13 protein-coding genes and 2 pseudogenes are annotated in these 18,305 nt (G+C 48.5%); 5 read left to right on the top strand and 10 right to left on the bottom strand.

The features are described from left to right. The first annotated feature begins 9 nt into the window (after nt 1–9). Entirely contained in the window at nt 10–1,059 is a 1,050-nt protein-coding gene (locus GO003_RS05745) for a FecCD family ABC transporter permease (RefSeq protein ID WP_231088840.1), read from the top strand. Nucleotide 1,060: 1 nt separating this feature from the next. Continuing rightward, on the top strand, nt 1,061–1,852 hold the full coding sequence (locus tag GO003_RS05740) for a heme ABC transporter ATP-binding protein (RefSeq protein WP_159652000.1): 792 nt from the start codon (nt 1,061–1,063) through the stop codon (nt 1,850–1,852). A 93-nt stretch (nt 1,853–1,945) separates the two neighbouring features. Here GO003_RS05740 and GO003_RS05735 read toward each other — a convergent pair whose 3' ends face one another. The 4 genes from GO003_RS05735 to GO003_RS05720 all read right to left on the bottom strand — a co-directional run bounded on the left by GO003_RS05735 (nt 1,946) and on the right by GO003_RS05720 (nt 5,801). Beyond that, on the bottom strand, nt 1,946–2,683 hold the full coding sequence (locus GO003_RS05735; protein WP_159652002.1) for a VPLPA-CTERM sorting domain-containing protein: 738 nt from the start codon (nt 2,681–2,683) through the stop codon (nt 1,946–1,948). A 164-nt stretch (nt 2,684–2,847) separates the two neighbouring features. Continuing rightward, the gene (locus GO003_RS05730) at nt 2,848–3,093 is read right to left on the bottom strand and encodes a pilus assembly protein (RefSeq protein WP_159652004.1); all 246 of its coding nucleotides are present in this window, start codon (nt 3,091–3,093) and stop codon (nt 2,848–2,850) included. Between the two features lie 8 nt (nt 3,094–3,101). Further along, nucleotides 3,102–5,423 (bottom strand): TonB-dependent hemoglobin/transferrin/lactoferrin family receptor, encoded by a 2,322-nt coding sequence (locus GO003_RS05725; protein WP_164505699.1) that lies wholly within the window; start codon nt 5,421–5,423, stop codon nt 3,102–3,104. 90 nt (nt 5,424–5,513) lie between these two features. After that, nucleotides 5,514–5,801, bottom strand: a complete 288-nt coding sequence (locus GO003_RS05720) for a hypothetical protein (RefSeq protein WP_159652008.1) — start codon at nt 5,799–5,801, stop codon at nt 5,514–5,516. 427 nt (nt 5,802–6,228) lie between these two features. Here GO003_RS05720 and GO003_RS05715 point away from each other — a divergent pair, with 427 nt between their 5' ends. Then, nucleotides 6,229–10,980, top strand: a complete 4,752-nt coding sequence (locus GO003_RS05715; RefSeq protein ID WP_159652010.1) for an EAL domain-containing protein — start codon at nt 6,229–6,231, stop codon at nt 10,978–10,980. A gap of 532 nt (nt 10,981–11,512) precedes the next feature. On the opposite strand, the gene GO003_RS05710 is transcribed toward GO003_RS05715, so the two are convergent. The 4 genes from GO003_RS05710 to GO003_RS05695 all read right to left on the bottom strand — a co-directional run bounded on the left by GO003_RS05710 (nt 11,513) and on the right by GO003_RS05695 (nt 14,738). Next, nucleotides 11,513–12,043 carry an REP-associated tyrosine transposase gene (locus GO003_RS05710; protein ID WP_159652012.1) on the bottom strand — a complete coding sequence of 177 codons (531 nt, stop codon included), beginning with the start codon at nt 12,041–12,043 and terminating at the stop codon, nt 11,513–11,515. Nucleotides 12,044–12,279: 236 nt separating this feature from the next. Continuing rightward, nucleotides 12,280–12,834: a DUF4136 domain-containing protein gene (locus tag GO003_RS05705; protein WP_159652014.1), complete on the bottom strand. Its 555-nt coding sequence runs from the start codon at nt 12,832–12,834 to the stop codon at nt 12,280–12,282. Between the two features lie 25 nt (nt 12,835–12,859). Then, the gene (locus GO003_RS05700) at nt 12,860–14,110 is read right to left on the bottom strand and encodes a cation:proton antiporter (RefSeq protein ID WP_159652016.1); all 1,251 of its coding nucleotides are present in this window, start codon (nt 14,108–14,110) and stop codon (nt 12,860–12,862) included. A 265-nt stretch (nt 14,111–14,375) separates the two neighbouring features. Then, the gene (locus tag GO003_RS05695) at nt 14,376–14,738 is read right to left on the bottom strand and encodes a SpoIIAA family protein (protein WP_159652018.1); all 363 of its coding nucleotides are present in this window, start codon (nt 14,736–14,738) and stop codon (nt 14,376–14,378) included. 159 nt (nt 14,739–14,897) lie between these two features. Here GO003_RS05695 and GO003_RS05690 point away from each other — a divergent pair, with 159 nt between their 5' ends. After that, nucleotides 14,898–15,902: an Lnb N-terminal periplasmic domain-containing protein gene (locus GO003_RS05690; protein ID WP_206444567.1), complete on the top strand. Its 1,005-nt coding sequence runs from the start codon at nt 14,898–14,900 to the stop codon at nt 15,900–15,902. Nucleotides 15,903–16,034: 132 nt separating this feature from the next. Further along, entirely contained in the window at nt 16,035–16,979 is a 945-nt protein-coding gene (locus tag GO003_RS05685; protein ID WP_159652020.1) for a transporter, read from the top strand. A 120-nt stretch (nt 16,980–17,099) separates the two neighbouring features. Here GO003_RS05685 and GO003_RS26535 read toward each other — a convergent pair. Together GO003_RS26535 and GO003_RS26530 are read right to left on the bottom strand one after the other, a co-directional pair. Beyond that, nucleotides 17,100–17,414, bottom strand: a pseudogene (locus GO003_RS26535) (sensor histidine kinase); the annotation flags it as partial. Nucleotides 17,415–17,573: 159 nt separating this feature from the next. Then, a pseudogene (locus GO003_RS26530) lies at nt 17,574–18,194 on the bottom strand (histidine kinase dimerization/phospho-acceptor domain-containing protein); the annotation flags it as partial. Nucleotides 18,195–18,305: the final 111 nt, after the last annotated feature.

The following is an 18,305-nucleotide window of genomic DNA, read 5'->3' as shown; positions in this document are numbered from 1 at the left end:
TCTCAAAAAGTGACTCAGCGATCGGATAGGCACTACGCATTAGGGTTATTGACCGGGTTAGTGATTATCACCTGTCTGTTGTCGCTGGGAACCGGTGCAGTAACCATTGAACCCTTACAAATCCTTGCCATCCTGGGCCATACCGCCGGAATTGATTTACCCTGGGATTTTACGCCTGAGCAACATGCCGTACTAACTGCGATTCGCTCACCCAGGCTGGTTCTGGGTTTGTTGGTTGGAGGCACCTTGGCCGTTTCCGGCGCAGCCATGCAGGGATTATTTCGCAATCCTCTCGCAGATCCCGGCTTGATCGGCATTTCCAGTGGCGCCGCCCTGGCAGCTGTTTCGGTCATCATATTAGGTCCGTTATTTTTACCGGCTCTGACTGGCTGGTTAGGCACAACACTGTTACCTTTAGCTGCGTTTTCAGGTGGCTTTGCCGTCACCCTCCTGGTTTACCGGCTAGCCACAGTCAACGGCACCGTCAACATCTCCACCTTGCTGCTGGCCGGCATTGCTATCAATGCCTTGTCGGGTTCGGTAACCGGCTTACTGGTCTATCTTGCCAATGACGAGCAATTACGAACCCTGACTTTTTGGAGCATGGGCAGTCTTGGCGGAATGACCTGGCCGGTATTGCTCAGCGGCCTGCCTTTTTTTTTATTGCCGCTGATCATGCTGCCGATGTTATCTCGCGCACTCAATGCCTTGTTGTTGGGCGAAGCTGAAGCCGGTCATTTGGGCTTTCCTGTAGAAACCGTCAAAACCGTAGTCATCATTTTAGTAGCGCTGGGAGTGGGCGTATCGGTAGCGCTGTCGGGCATCATTGGGTTCATAGGGCTGGTCACACCTCATGTGCTGAGATTGTGGCTGGGGCCAGATCATCGTATTTTGGTTCCCGGTTCAGCTTTGCTAGGGGCAACCCTGCTGCTGAGTGCCGATCTTCTGGCGCGCAGTGTTGCTGCTCCAGCCGAAATGCCTATCGGAATAATCACCGGCTTATTGGGTAGCCCCTTCTTCCTGTGGCTATTACTCCGGCTCAAACTCATGGGCGATTAACATGTTACAAGCAAACAACATCAGTGTGACGCTGGGCCGTGCGCCCATCATCAAAAACATCTCCTTAACGGTATCGCCAGGAAAATTTCTAGCGATCGCCGGCCCCAATGGAGCAGGCAAATCAACGCTGATGAAAGCCTTGTGCGGCGATCTGCCCACCTATGAAGGCCACATCTCCATGAACAGCAAGGCCTTACCCGACTGGCGACGCGCCGAATTAGCTAAAATCAGAGGCATTTTGCCGCAAAGCTCCAGTCTTGCTTTCCCTTTGACCGTCCATGAAGTGGTTATGATGGGCCGGAGTCCGCACTCGGATAAACGAGACCTTTGCCGCGATGAATGGGTGGTGAGTGAAGCACTTTCGGCCTGCGGTATTGAAGTGCTTCGCAATCGGAAGTACACCCAACTCTCCGGAGGAGAAAAACAGCGTGTCCAGTTTGCCAGGGTTCTGGCACAAATTTGGGGATCAGGCAATGATCAAGCGCGTTACTTGTTTCTGGACGAGCCGACATCGGCCCTCGATCTTGCCCACCAACACAGCATTCTGAGGATTGCGCTTCAACTGGCGAAAACTCAGGGAATCGCAGTGATCGCTATTTTGCACGACCTCAATTTGGCAGCGATGTATGCCGACCAAATCGCGATGCTTAAAAACGGAAAGATTATCGACCTTGATATACCCGAGAAAATTTTACGGCCCTCTTTGATTCAATATACCTTCGGATTTAAAGTAATGGTTACCAGACACCCTCAAATGAACGGATGTCCTATGGTTATTGCGACCCTGCATTAATTCAGATTCCTGATCAAGACGGGATTTCTAAACCCCGTCCCTAAAGTTTGGAGCGGATTAAACAATCCGCCCCGCACCAAAATCATATTTTGATCAGGCAGCAGAACGATTCTGTTTGCCAAAGCCCAGCAAACCCAGAATCGCTGACCCCATAAACCAAACAGAGGCAGGAAGCGGCACCGGCGCCGGCACTGCAGAGGCAATCGCACCAATATCGACAGCGACTTGACCGAGACTTGAATGAGGACCACTGCCAAAATTAAATACATAGTTGCCGTTTGCGGAAGGCTGGTTCAAATCCCAATAAAGCAGATGTTGAACCAGATCGACCGTACCGAAACTACTCGCATAATTCGGGTCAGAGAATTGAGTAGCACTGTATGAGGCAGTTAAACCGTTCATCGTAATGGCGGAATAATCCAACTGAGTACCCCAGGTTTCAATTTGCAAAACGGCTCTGGTTAACGCCGCGACTACTGAGCCAGCCACTTGAACTTGATAAGACTGCGGCACCGAAAAACTGTACAAATTTCCGGTACCTGCAGCAAAAGTTCCCGGACTCCAACCGATATAAGCATTCGTGATGTTAGCGCTACCCGCATCGGGCGCCGCATTGCGCAGTCCAGCATAAGAAGCATCATCAAATGTATCCCATTCAGCATAAAGGGTCCCGGCATCGCCTCTTGCCCATCCGCCCCAGGAGGCTTGTTGCGGAGAATCAAACCCGTAGCCTGCCACATAAGGATTTGGGCCGTTTGTAAAATCTGCCGTAGCAAGACCGGATACAACAGACAAAGCTGTGCTCAAAGTCAGTTTTGTTAACGCATTCATAACGTGCTTCCTATTTACTGTTAAGACCCTGCTCCTCGCCGCGAAAACGCAGGGCCGGTTGATTTTCTCTTGATAAACGCCACATTTCAGTCCCTAACTGTCAATCCGCGGCCTGGAGAGAGGTAGAATCGGCTACGGCGAAGCGTTGTAAAATCTGTTCCTCGCTATTTTGCTTCCTCGGTGTGGGTTACGTCTGGATAATCGATAACCGGCGCCTTCCTTGTTGAAGGGCTATCCGGGCGAAAATCCGTCACATAGCGGTATTGCTTGCCGCAATGCAGAATCACTTCCTTTTGCCCGCGTTTGAGAATGCGCATCTCCACACGGAGATCGGCATAACCCTCGTGAGTAAAAAGCTCATCGAAAAGGGACGACAATTTTTTTTTGATATCTTTGCAGGCCGTATTCATATATTTCCTCAAAAAGCAGCTTTGACCGTAATCCCGGCATTGCGTCCCGGACGAGAGTAACGTTCCCAAAGATCGGCATTGGCAAAAGTACCCAAATCCGAATGCGGGTCGCCGGAGCGGGTATTGACGTCTTCCCAGTCGATATAGGTTTTATCCAGAATATTGAACAGGCCGGCATTGATAGCGACATGGTCGTTGAACCGGTAATAAGCATTAAAATCGACAACACCGTAGCCGGAAGTCAAAAACTGTGTATCTTCCGGCGCAGTATCCGGCTTTTTTGCGCTGACCAGCGTCAGCATCAGTTCCGCCCCCCAGTATCCCGAAGCTTCGTCATAACGCAGCCCCACAACGCCCTTCATCGGACTGATAGTGCGCAACGCGGCATCGTTGACGGTGCCGGTATCCAGATTCCTGCCTTCCGCATAAGAGCCGCTCAGAATCAAGCTGGCACCGGATAATGGCGCGTAAAAACTGTTCAAATAAAGTTCGCTTTTAAACTCCACGCCCTGGATTCTCAATTCGTCAGCGCTGTTGACCTCCTGAAAAGTCAGGTATCCCCCGTAATCTGAGCAAGGATTAGCCAGTGTCGGTGTACACAGCGTGTCTGAAAATAAAAAGTTTTTATAATCATTACGGAAAAAGGTCAGATCAAATAATCCGGCCGAACCTTTCCCTCGCAGACCTATTTCGGCACCGGTGCTGGTTTCAGGTTTTAAATTGGGATTGGGCAAACTTTGGTAACCGGCGACCGTATTGACGAAACCGGAATTGGCATCGGAAAAATTGGGTCCTCTAAAACCTTCGGCATATTGGCCGTGGATTGAAAACATATCGGTTAAATGGAACAATGCGCCGAACTTGGGTAAAAATTGATGCTCATTGATTTTCGACGGGACAATACCCTCCGACGATTTTTCAAATAAAGCATCCGGCTCCGGAGAAAGTTTATAAAACTCCAGTCGTCCACCCGGAATAAGCTCAATCCGCCGGTCTAATAGCGAAAGTGTATCCTGCACGTACATACCGGCTTTAGTTACGGTACTGGCCGGAAAATCGCGCAACGGAAATGTTTCTACCGATACGGTCTTGGATACTTGACCGGGTTTATACCGGCCGTTTGATGTCCCGCTGGTATAGGTCATGCTGCCGTCGCGCTTTTGAATGATATCGTTCTGACTGTATTGCCCGCCAAACTCCAATGAATGATTTACAAACCCAGTGGAAAATTGCTTACCGAAACGAATTTCACCGCCGGTATCATCGTTATCGAAACTGAATATGCGATTGATCAAATGGCGACCCTCCAGAACACGGTTTCCGGTGCGATCTTGATCGGTAATTTGAGTGGTTGCAGACTTTTGCCGGTAAGCACGCCAGAACAAAGAATCGAATAATGCAAAATCGAGTCTATCCAGGGTATGATCCAATGAAATCCGCCAGCGAGTTTGACTATCATTGGTTATCAAGCTGTGCACAAACCGATTGGTATAATCCTTATCCCTGGCATGCAGGGCATCAATCTCCGATTGACTGTGCATCCATTCGCCCGTTAATCGCAGCACATTATTTTCGTCAAACCGGTAGAGCAATTTGCTCAAAACGTTATAAATTTCATTATCCTGCGGACTGGGTGCGGTACGTCTTGGATTTAACTCTTTGTTATCGCCTTGCGTGTCGGTTTCACTGCTTTCTGAATGAGTAAACAGCAGCATGCTTTCGACACCCAAGGCAGCTCCAGCCAGTGTTGCGGTCTTAAGGAAACTTTTATCGGTACTGTTATAACCGAGCTTGGTATCAGCGTAATAATCGTTGCCAAAAATATCGAGATAATCACGCGGATCTTTTGTGACGAAACTGACTGTTCCACCCAAGGCATCGCCGCCGTATTGCGCAGATCCGGAACCGCGCACAATATCTACCGATTTTAGCGCGTCCATATCAACCATATTGCGTGTTGCCGAGGCAAACGAGCCGATTGAAAAAGCATCGGGCAGACGCACACCGTCGATTTGCATCAATACACGATTGCCACCCAAGCCACGGATATTAAATCCGGACGCCCCAAATCGCTGGGGATCATTGCCGACATTCACTCCGGGCTCATAACGGATTAAATCCTTGATGTTGCGAACCAGCCTTTTTTCAATGGTTTCCGCATTAATAGAGGATACCGTTCCGGGCATATCCAAAGGCTCAACCGGTTGAACCTCCTCAATAACCATGCCATCCAATTTAAGTACAGGGTCCAGTGGTGATTGCTCCTGGGCCGATACCTGTGCAGTATGCAAGGCGGCATAAGCGAACACACAATGCTCTCCCAAGATCATTACCTTGTCCCACCGCACAGAAGCACAATAGCTTTTCATAGAACAGGAAATCATCTCGCAAATTGTGGCTCTGTCCATGAATTGATGGGATTAGTGAAGAATGACAGAGTCTTGTTTTTTATGTCTGGTGGCCCTGCGTTCCAATAACAGTTGCGTTGCTTGTTGCCAATGCTCCAGCAGCTGTAAATACATTGCCAACGAGTTTGGGCTGCCTGAGTTTCGGGTATGAGAAACCAGCCATTGGAGATGACTAACGATCATGTGTGCAATTTTTGGACACTGATGTCCACCAATAAACTGCGTCATAAGCAAGCAGGTTTTTGCATGCATTTGCTCTAATTCCTGCTTAACAATTGATATTTCATGGCTATCTGACATGCCGACCTCAATCGCAAGTAATCAAATATTAATGCGGGCAGTCATTGCATCAAAATAAAAGCTTCTGTAAACCCGCGGCTTATGATGGGGAGTTAAAAACACATCACGATATTAATGATAATGATTCTTATTTGTAAGTCAAGAAAAGAATGCCTCCTCTTCTTTTGCGCAGTCAATACTGAGCTTCCCTACATAACCATTCTCAAGCGTTTAAGTGACTGATTGAAAAGGCTTCTGCAACAAGGGTTACAAGGTCGTATTTATGCATCCTTTTAAATCAAACACCTACACCCAATAAAATTAGGAAGGCGTTAGCAGATACCTCCATTGAACAGTTACCAATGATTTAGAATTTGGAGTAAGGTCAACCGTTAGTCACTTTGCTATACTGTTCAGAATATTCCACTTATATATTCCGGTTTTAGGCATGACTCATCGCTCCGGCAAATATTTTATTGGCGAAGTCAACCGCCGCTTAACCCCCTGGATTTTTTTCAGCTTGGTGCTATTGAGCGGCTTAGGCATTACTACCACATTATGGCGGCATGCGGAACAACAACGCATCGAACGTTTGCGCCTCGCCTTTGAGTCTTCGAGTGATATGGCAACCCAAGTTATCCGTAGCCGGATCAACAACTATTCGGTTGTCATGCGAGGCGTTAAAGGCTTCTTTGAAGGCTCGGATTACATCTCGATTGAAGAATTCAGATCTTACATACAGGCTCTGAACGTACAAGCAAAGCTCCCCGGCGTTCAAGGCATTGGTCTGGTAACCCTAGTGCCTCACTCCGATAAATCCCGGCATATCGCTGAAATACGAAAACAAAATATCCCGGACTATTCGATCAAACCGGAAGGTCAACGCGCCGTTTATGCGCCAATCTCGCATATTGAACCATTGACCGATGACAATTTAAAAGCACTTGGCTTCGATACCTTTACCTTACCCCATGCACGAACAACCATGGAACTGTCACGGGACACGGGCGAAATTGCGATCACACCACGAATCACCCTGGTGCAGGATGCCGGCAAACAGGACGTATTTGCTTTTGTCATGTACCTGCCTATTTATAAACAGGGCGTAAAACTCAATACCCCAGCCGAGCTTAGAGCGGCTAATGCCGGTTGGGTTGATGTTCCTTTTAGAATGAACGATTTTATGGCCGGACTGCGCGGCGAGATTGATCCCGATCTGGATTTTGATATTCATGATCGCTCTCCCGATTACGACCCCATCCCCCTTTATCACTCTGACGCTGTATCTCATCATGCCCGGGCACTATCAGGTAGCTTACAAACCAGCCGTGAATTAGAATTCGGCGGCCGCAAATGGATACTGCAACTCAGTACAACCCCCGCTTTTAAGGATCGTATCTCTTCGGGCGATCATGCCCTACTGATAGCCACAGCAGGAATCGCTGTCACGCTGACGTTAAGCCTGCTGACGTGGCTTTTATCCTCCGGACGTGAAAGTGCACATTCCCGTTTCCGACTTTTGTTTAAGCAAGCCGGGGATGGGATTCTGCTGATATCTCGGGACCATCGTCTAATCGATGCTAATCCTGCGGCCCTCAAAATGCTGGGTTATAGCCGGAATGAACTCTTAGAACGGCGCTTGCCCGACATTGTGGCGACACATGAACATTCCCGTCTGGAATTTGATGTCAACCTAATGATGCCCGGAATCACTCATCTTGAAGAATGGATACATGTGCGTAAAGATGGAAGCGAATTTGCAGCAGAAGTGTGCGCGAGCCAATTGAACAGTCAATTTTATTTAACAATTTTACGCGACCTTACCGAACGTAAAAATGCCGAACAGCGCATCCTGCGCTTGACGCATCTTTACCAGGCGCTAAGCGAGACCAATCAGGCCATTGTCCGCATGATAGACGAAAGCGAGCTGTTTCCTCTCGTATGCCGATGCGCAGTCGATTTCGGCGGGATGAAAATGGCATGGATTGGACAACTCAATAAATCAGACCAGCGCATCGAACCGGTAGCCCGATATGGAGAGGGATTAGCCTTTCTTGACAATCTCGATTATTCTTCGCGCGGGGACCTCCAGTTGGATTGCGGCATCACAGGAAAGGCCTTGCTTGAAAATCGCCCGGTAATTGTCAAAGACTACTTGAACGATCCAATGACTCGTCATTGGCACGAGAGCGCCAAGACATTCGGCTGGCATTCGGCAGCGGCATTTCCCATTCAGCGCAATGACAAACCTTTTGCGGTTTTTTCTGTCTATCATGCACAAAAAGACGCCTTCGATAAGGATGCCATTAATCTTCTTAAGGAAATGGCTGACGACATCAGTTTCGCCCTGGACAATTTCGATCGTGAAAATCAGCGACAACTTACAGAAAAAGCCCTGTATAAAAGCGAATCCCATTTTCGTTTTGTCACGGAATCTTCTCAGGCGCTAATTTGGGTATCGGATACCGATAAAAAGTGCACCTGGTTCAACAAGGTCTGGCTCGATTTTACCGGACGGACGATGGAACAAGAGCTGGGTAATGGCTGGATGGAGGGCGTACATCCTGATGATATTCACCAGTGCAAAGACCTGTTTTTCAGTCAGTTCGATCATCAAAAACCGTTTAGCATGGAATATCGCCTTAAACACCATGACGGTCAATACCGATGGATATTCGACAATGGCGCCCCCTACTTTGACGATCAGGGTGTTTTTCAAGGCTATATTGGCTCTTGTCAGGACGTAACCGAACGAAAAGCGGCCGAACAGGCTTTGGCTGAAAATGAAGCTAAAATGTCGGCGGTTCTGGAAAATGTCAGTGCTTGTATCTATATCAAAGACGAAGCAGGACGTTACCAGTTTGTTAATCGTAACTGCCTGACACTTTGGAACCTGACAATGGACGAAGTGATTGGCGCTACCGATGAAAAATTATTTGATGAACAAAGCGCCGCACAAATAAGAAAAAATGACCGCTGTGTTTTGGTCGAAGGTAAAGCCGTTCAGACTGAAGAATCGAATATCGTCACATCAACAGGCAAAGCTGCAAGCTATTGGGCAGTCAAGATCCCCTTACGGCGAGAAAATGGAAGCATCTATGGTCTTTGCGGTATTTCAACCGATATTAGCGAACTTAAACGCCTTGAAATGTCATTGCGTGATAATGAAAAACTGCTCTCCGAATCTCAACGTATTGCACAAATAGGCAGCTGGCGTATTGACCTACCCGCTAATAATGTCACCTGGTCTGACGAGACCTACCACATTTTTCAAACAACCCATGACAACTTTGAACAAAACCTTGAAGCTTTTACAAAACGGATTCATCCCCAAGAGCGACCGGGCTTGCAAAAATGGCTCAACGGCATTTTGGAACATGAGACGGCCGGCCCGCATCAATTCAAATTGCTGCTGCCGGAGGGTAACGAACGGATACTCGAAATGCATGGTGAACTGAACTGTGACGCGAAAGGCAAGCCCATAGCAATAAATGGCACTGTTCAGGACATCACCGAGCGCTTGCAAGCAGAACAACAGCTACGCCTGAATGCTCAGGTCTTTGATTTCAGCCGCGAAGGCATCATCATCACCGATGCTCAAAACAAGATTGTTTCCGTCAATCCCGCCTACACGGAAATCAGCGGTTACTCGTTTCAGGAATCGTTAGGCAAAAATCCCAGACTGGTTTCTTCAGGAAAGCAAGACAAGGCCTTTTATGAGGATATGTGGCGGCAAATCCTGAATCAAGGCCATTGGCAAGGTGAAGTGATCAACCGGCGCAAAAATGGCAGTCTTTATCCTCAATGGCTTTCCATCAGTGTTATTCGCGACCCGAGTGGCCGCATTTCTCATCATATCGGTATTTTAAACGATCTCAGTGAACACAAAGCGGCCGAAGAACGTATCCAATTTCTAAGCAATTTTGATCCATTGACACATCTTCCCAACCGGGATTTGCTGCGCGATCGAACACAACTCGCCCTGGCTGCTGCGCAGAGAGCCAACAGTTCATTTGCGTTAATGTATCTGGATGTCGACCGCTTCAAAATAGTTAACGACTCAATGGGTCCCAGCATTGGCGACCAGTTGCTTAAAGAGCTGGCCAACCGCTTTATTGAACATTTACACCCGGATGATACCGTGTGCCGTCAGGGCGGTGATGAGTTCATTTTTTTATTGCCCAATACCGATGCGGAAGGGGCGGCGCATGTTGCCCAAAAAATGCTGGAACTGATTGCCCAGCCCTTTACTCTGGAAGGTCAGCGCATGACGCTAACCGCCAGTATCGGCATCGCGCAATATCCGCAGGACGGCAACGAACTCGAACAGCTTGCGCAATCCGCTGATGCCGCTCTTTTCCGTGCCAAACAAAATGGCCGCAACAATTTCCAATTTTTCACTCGCCAATTGCATCAGCATGCTCATGAAATGCTCCAGGTAGAAAATGAGTTACGTCAGGCATTGGAGCGAAATGAACTCATCCTTTATTACCAGCCGCAAATAGATGCGAAAACATCAAAAATTATTGGTGTTGAAGCATTGATACGCTGGCAGCATCCTCAGAAAGGCATGGTGCCACCGGGCCGTTTTATTCCTATTGCCGAAGAGAGCGGACTGATTGTCGACATTGGTGACTGGGTATTGCATACAGCCATCCGCCAAAATGTAACATGGCAAAGCGAAGGGCTGGATATCGTCCCTGTTGCGGTCAACCTATCCGTCGCACAGTTCCGGCAAGACCGGCTCTACCGGTTAATTGCCCAATCCTTGCGGGAATATAAACTGGACCCTGCCTTGCTGGAATTGGAGATGACTGAAGGCATCGCCATGGAAAACACCGAACAAACCATCAGTACGCTCAATCAATTACATGCATTGGGCGTCAAACTGGCAATTGATGATTTCGGAACCGGCTATTCTTCATTGAGCTATCTCAAACGGTTCCAGATCGATAAGCTTAAGATAGACCAAAGCTTCGTCAGAGACTTAGGCCGCGATACCGAAGACGCCGCTATCGTGACCGCAATTATCGGCATGGCGAAAGGACTGGGCTTCAAAACTATCGCAGAAGGCGTAGAAACACAGGATCAACTCGATTTTCTACGCGAAAAACAATGCGATGAAATTCAGGGATATTTCTTCAGCAAACCGGTTCCGCCGGAAGTATTCGCCGAAATGCTGCGAAAGGGCAGTATCTGATGAAAACGGGCGCTTTTATATCGCCACGATTAATAAAGTCCAAAACGTAGCTATTCAGCGGAGCAACAAAAATAAGGTGATGCATCGGGTAAGTTGCAGTTAGCAATAGCCAACCCAACATTTCAAGACCATTTCGTTAATTGTTGATAGAACATCAACGCCGTCATTTCGGCATGGATTGCCGAACAAGGTTTGCTGATAACCTTCTTTTTGCTCGCGTCTACGATATAAGCAAATTAAGTCCCTCACCGCCCGTAACAATGGAAATTTATTTCGCACCAAAGCCGTTCAATTGATGTTGACTGTTTGCAGCAAATCTTCATTGAGGTTAATCACATCGTTTTGTTTAGCAAGGGATAAACTGATTTCCTTACCGTCCAGGTCAGTCGAAAACCTGTTATCTGTTTATTCTTCCTTTCATTTCATTCAGCCCATCCTACGATCTGATTTTTCGTCATCATCCGAAAACCATCAATGCCGTAGGATGGGCTGAGCAAAGCCCATCGGTGTTGGGCAGCAGCTCCGTAGTTATTCAATCATCACCCTTAATCTCCTCAACGCCATCCGCCAACCAATCCAGCGGATAAACCCCCGCTTGCACGTAACGATGAAAACTGGAATACGGCCAATCCTGAGCCCTCTGAACCCAGCCGTGCTTGACCGGGTTCCAATGATTATAATCGACATGCCGGTTAAAATCGTCCTGATCGCGCAGGCAATGCTCCCAAAATCGCCGCTGCCAAATACCGCGTTCGCGTTTGCTCGCGCGGCTTTTGGAAACCTTTTCACCGCCTGGCAAATGGCGGGAAAAATAACCCTTGATCAAATTCCAGCGCGTGGAAAAATCCGCATCATCTTTTGGCAACGTCCAGATGCAATGCAGATGTTCCGGCATTATCGCTACCGCATCCAGCCGCAACGGGTGGCGTTGTTTGGCATAAGCAAACGCGGTGCTCAATACATCGATATGTTCCACCAGCAAACGATTACCCTGCCGCATTTCCAGATTCACGGTAAAAAACCACGAAGCACCGGGAATACACAGGCGGCGATAGTCGGTCATGATTGTTCCTTGGAAAAGTGTTGTTTATGTTGATGGGCTTCACTTTGTTCAGCCCATCCTACTAAATGTGTCGCGTAGGATGGGCTGAGTAACACGAAGCCCATCAAATCCACCAAACCGTTCATAACAACGCATTCACATCATCCGGAGTTTGCTAAAACAAAATATTGCACTCGGACGGGCATGACGGGCTTATGGGTTTAGCGGAAACAGCCTGTTACTCAGGAGTCCTTTACTTATTGTTTGATACCACCGGGATAGTTTTGGACTATTTTTTCTACGGCTTCACGGATGCGTTCGGCATTGGTTTCCGGGTCGCTGACCGTGCCCGTGGCAATGCCGCGGAAGACCAGTTTTTGAGATTTGGCATCCACAAAATCAAGAATCAGAGTCCCTACCGTGTATTGGGATACATCGGTATACATGGGCGGGGCTCCGGACCACATGCCGTAACGGCCGTAACGATAAGGCAGGCTCGTATAACTCAAATCGGTGGCTTGATGAACCACCAGCTTTTCCTGGGTCGAAATGTGCCGGACCACATGCAGATCAGCTTTCTCGTTAACTTCGGATATGCTGCGGGCTGCAAGCTGGGTCTGCAAGGTATCACGCAGTGCAGCTTCACTTGAAGGTGATAACCCGACTTGATCGGTTGAAGGCGCCAGGGTATAGGTTCGGTAGTGATCAAAAGACGTCGAATGATCGTAATCGGTCGTGACAGTTACGCTGGAGCAGGCTGACAGAGAGAGGCCCAAAGCAGCAAGCAGGCATAGTTGTAATAATGTAGACATGGTAAGTGCCCTTGTTGTGGGTAAATTAAGCAGGATTTTCAGGCTCGTTTTGCTGAAGTTCCGGAGCACCGGAATTCAGCGAGGCTATTTTTAAGGTATAACGGCGAATTCCCGGCAGCACGCTAAAGCCGTGCAAAAAGATACTCAGTAACACCGTCATCATGACTGAAAGTCGAATATCAGAATCGCCGGGTAAATTGGCATGCTGCTCAAGATAAACCAGTCCCAAAACAATAGAAGCCAGTCCCCGCGGCCCGAACCAGCCCATGAACAACACCGTGGACCGGCTTAAACCGCTACCTATCAAAGCCAGGGCCACAGGCAACATACGGACAACGGTCAGGCTCAACAAGCCGTAGATCATATGCACCGCAGCGAAGTCCTGCCCGGACCGGGCGAAAAGCAAGCCGAACAAAAAGAACACAAAAAAGTCGAATAATTGTCCCCAGGTTTCTGTAAATTCAACACTGTGTCTGCCCGCTTCCGAGAACCCGGCCTGAACGGCGAAACCGGCAACATAAGCCGCAATAAACATACTGGCCTCAGTAGCTTCGGAGGCCAACACACATAATAAAGGTAAAGCCACCAGCCCCAGTTGCTGCATGGGTTTAGCCATCCATTGCTTACGGCAAGCCAGCCCGAGCAGGAAGCCTCCCGCAAGGCCGATGCCACTCCCAATCAAAGAGCCGTAACCGATCTGTTCGATCAGAAACCGAGTCAATACTGTGGTGACGCCTTCATGACTGTACAACGCCAAGGCCGTAAAACACATTAAAAAGGGAACGGAAAGACCATCATTGAGTCCAGCTTCGATATTCAGCGCTTCTCGGATGCGTACCGGAACTAATGGGCTATTGACAATGACCACGCCCAAACCGGCATCGGTTGGCGCTAAAATGGCGGCGAGTATACCGGCTTCCAGCCATGTGAACCGTCCGAAAACGAGCATTGCGACGGCGGAACCCAGGACGATGGTCAACAACATGCCTGTGGTCAGCAAACGAACAGGCAGATCGCGGTTTGTTTTGAACCTCAAACTCTTTAAATTGAGATGTGCCGCATCGGTAAACAGCGTCAATACCAAACCTATTTCAGCAATCAGCAATAAACCGTCCCTGCTCAGTTCCAGTTGAGCATATTGAACCGGAAAGCCGATAAACAGACACATGCCGGCCAGCGTAAATAGTATTGGCGCGGTGAAAAGTGTGCGTTCCAGACGCCGGGAAACCAGGCTATAGAAAAACACCGTCAACAAATAAAAAGCAAAAAACTTCATATCATGAATCTCCGGGCGGCCCCGATGGGTGAGTGATTACCGAGCGTTTAAACTGAGGCGTGCAAAACTGCTGATTGCGTAACTATTTGGAAACTATTCAGCACGACGGACTCTTTCTTCTCCCTCGGGAGAAGATTAGGATGAGGGGGGATAAATTGAAGCCTATTTCCTTATTTCCAATTTCCCCTCACCCTGCCCTCTCCGGCTGGAGAGGGACTGTTGTGCTTCGCTGTGAATAGTTACACTTTATTGTTCTTAAGCCGGCTCAATCTTCTTTAAGCCATTGTTGGGCTTTCAGTAAATCGTCCGGTTGAAAATACTCTATGGGAAATTGCCTAAACCCCTTGGCACTGAACATCAAGGCCATTTCCTCCCATAGCTTTTCACCCACTATCGCCATTTTCTCAATGTAAGCATCGTTTTCTGTCTGAAACGTTAAATCGCCCCAATCACCCTCCTTTTCCCAGCCTTTAAAGTTTTCAGCAATAATCAACATACGGATATTGCCTTGCTGCCGGATAATACTGATGGCGGAATTCTGGATGGCGATCAGCTGCGGATAGCTCAACTTACCCGTTATTTTGACCGTGATAATGTTGTCAGTGTGATTTATGATTTCGGCAGTCATAGGTTTTGTCTCATGTCAGTTGATTGAATTTGGCAGCAAGCCCATAACATTAATAACATTAAATCGTGCCGGTCCGTTGATTCCTAAATTTGAACGGTATGCGATGATATATTAGTTATGTTGGCTATCATGGTCGATAGTTTAGCCTTATGTAGAATTATGAAAAAAATACTTAAACAACTTTTTTTGGGTTTGGTTCTGACCGGAACTACTGCCTGGGGAGCGCTGGCCCTGTATTACGGCGATTCCATGACAAGTTCATGGCAAACCGGCTTCGCAGTCCTCTTTGGTCTATCCGGCATTTTAGCCTTACTGGATGTCCTGGGGCTCTGCCAGCGTTTTCGATATTTTAGGGTGCATCTGACGCTGTTTATTATCGTCCTGATAGGATGGCTTTGCATTTCGCCCTCCAATGATCGAGTCTGGCAAAAGGATGTTGCAAAACTGGCCTATGCAACCGTCGATGGAGACCGGGTCACCCTGCATAATATCCGCAACTTCGATTATCGAAGCGAATTTGATTATGACCCGGCCTATTACGACAAAACCTATAACGTCAGCAAGCTCGAAGAGGTCGAACTCCTCGCTTTTTATTGGATGGGCCCGGCCATCGCGCATACCATCCTCAGTTTCAACTTTGGCGAACAGGGACGTTTGGCTGTTTCCATCGAAACCCGCAAAGAGATGAATGAAGAATATTCCACCATCAAAGGGTTTTTCCGGCAATACGAGTTAATTTATATCGTCGCCGATGAACGCGATGTCATTCGGCTTCGAACAAACTACCGCAACAACCCTCCCGAGCAAGGTTATCTTTTCAAGCCCACTGGCGGCAAAGAAAACGGCCGCCGTCTATTTCTCAGTTATATAGAAAAAATCAACGAATTGTACGAAAAACCGGCGTTTTACAATACCTTGCTGGACAATTGCACCGTTGCCATTTGGGTGAGAACATGGGTCAATGCCGAACATCTGTCCTTTTCGTGGAAGATTTTACTCAGCGGTTATTTGCCGGAATATCTTTACGAATCGAAACGGCTGGATCAAACGCTTCCTTTCGCCGAATTACAGCAGCGTGCCCATATCAATCCTCTGGCCAAGGCAGCCGGTGATGCGGATGATTTTTCAACGCGAATACGCGCAAATTACCCGCCGCTTGATTGACTGAGGATTCACATAAACCCTCCCAATTGATCTGGATGGCCGGCCTGGTAGTCAGTCAATTGATTTATGACGGGTGGTAGAAAAAACCGTTTTTGCTGAGCAAAGCAGGACATTCACTGGTTGGTTAAAGCTATGAGTCATTATGTTAGAGGCGCCTCATTCATCCTGTCTGGTTTCTTCAGACTGGCCGTGCCTACGCTAATTGGAATCCTGCCGTTTTCAGTAAGCGCGACGGACATTGAACCCCGATCCTACTCCAATATTCCCGTTGGTCTTAATTTTCTGGTGGCAGGGTACGCTTACACCAGTGGCAATGTCACTTTCGCGCCGTCGGTACCCATCACCAACGGCAAGTTAGAAACTCACAGCGCTGTCCTTGCCTATGTCCGTTCGCTGGATTTTTGGGGGCAGTCAGGAAAGATTGACATCATCATTCCCCATGCCTGGATATCGGGTGAAGCGGACGTATTAGGAGAAACAAGAACGAGAGAAATCGGCGGATTTGCCGATCCGCTGGTGCGTTTATACGTCAATATTTATGGTGCCCCCGCTCTGTCAATGAAAGAATTCGCCAGCTATCAACAGGATACCATTGTCGGCCTCAGTCTTGCGGTAGCAGCGCCTGGTGGGCAATACGACCCTACAAAACTTGTCAACATCGGCACCAATCGCTGGTTTATCAAGCCCGAACTGGGCATTTCCAAGGCTTGGGGGCCATTGACCGCCGAGCTCGCAGCCGGAGCCTTCTTCTTCACCGACAACGATGAGCCTTTCCAGGGACATGTCCTGGAACAAGATCCTATTTATTCGCTTCAAGGGCACCTGATCTATAGCTTCGGACGCGGCATTTGGGGCGCTTTCGACACCAATTACTATACCGGTGGAGAAACCACTAAAGATCAAATAGAGGGCAATAACCGTCAGGAAAATTGGCGTGTCGGCGGAACCCTTGCTTTCCCTCTCAGCAAGCAATTCTCCGTCAAACTACATGGGAATACCGGCGTTTACTCTCAAACCGGCAGTTACTTCGACATCGTCGGAATCGCTTTCCAGTACCGCTGGGGAGAAGGGCTGTAGAGAACAAATACCGGCCAACCCTAGTAAATTTAGGTCATTCCCTTTGACCACATCATTAGGTCAGTCATGAACGGCAACTCGGTAGGTTGGTGAGGAACGAACCACATCCTGCCGAATTAACTAACGCCTTCCGCCCACCCGTTTGGCTTTGGGAAAATAGACCGACACGCGTGTGCCTTCGCCGGGTTTGCTGCTGATTTTTAATTGCCAGCCAAAGCGGTTGCAGAGCCGGTTGACTATCGTCAAGCCCAAGCCGTGTCCCCGGTTGTCGTTTTGGGCCCGGTAGAAAGGTTCGAAGACTTGTTGCAGCTGGCCTTGTTCCATTCCGATTCCGGTATCGGAGACGGTGACGCGGTTTTCGTCGATGATAATGCTGATCGTGCCTTCTCGCGTATAGCTGAACGCATTTCGCAGCAGATTGGTGAACAGAATGTGCAGCACTTTTTCCGAAGCGACGGTGGACAACAGACAGTTTTGTTCAATTTCCAGGCGTAGATGATCCGAACCGGCAACGCGGTTAACTTGTTCGGCCAATGTCGCCAATAAATCGTTGATCAAGACATCTTCTTCCGGCAGCGGCGAAGATTCCTCCCGCGCTAACAGCAACAAGGTCTCGATGAGTTCTTCCATGTCTTTTAGCGTGTTTTCAATCACCGCCAGGGCATTGCGCTCGCTGGGCTGATAATCGGTATGTCGTTGCAGCAAAGCCAGGGAGCTTTTGATGACGGCCATCGGGGTGCGCAATTCGTGACTGGCATCACGGGTAAAATTTTGCTCACGCTCGATAAACAATTCCAGCCGTTCGGTGAAATGATCCAGTGCATCGATCAGTTTTGCGACATCACTGTCGCCTGAGTCGCGCAATTCGTTCAGATCCAGCTCAGCCAATCCTTGTTTTCTAAAATCAAACCGTTCAACCACTTCTGCCAGTTTGATAACCGGTGAAATGGCTTTTTTGGATTGCTGATAAGCAAGCCAGGCGAACAGATAAATCAGCACCAAAACCAGACTGAGCGGCACGGTACCAAAATAAAATGACAGCGCGGCAACCTGCTGCTCTTCAAAAGCCAGATATAGCCGATCTTTGCCTTGATTTTCTACATAAACAATCGGATGACGGCCTTCCACATTCGCCCGGCCAAAGCCTGGCGTCAGATGGCGCAGCGCAGGCGGCACCTCTGTGTCGTCCACCCCTTTGGCCAAATAACCTTTCATGTTGGCCGTATTGGGACGGGGGAAATCCGCATGGGTCTGGTATAACGACCAGAAATGCGTGGCTTCGCCTTGCAAGGCCTCCCTGACCAAAACATCTTCAACGATTTTGGC

Origin of the sequence: Methylicorpusculum oleiharenae, assembly GCF_009828925.2 — a bacterium.
Lineage (GTDB): Bacteria > Pseudomonadota > Gammaproteobacteria > Methylococcales > Methylomonadaceae > Methylicorpusculum > Methylicorpusculum oleiharenae.
This window is presented reverse-complemented; position numbering and strand designations above follow the sequence as displayed.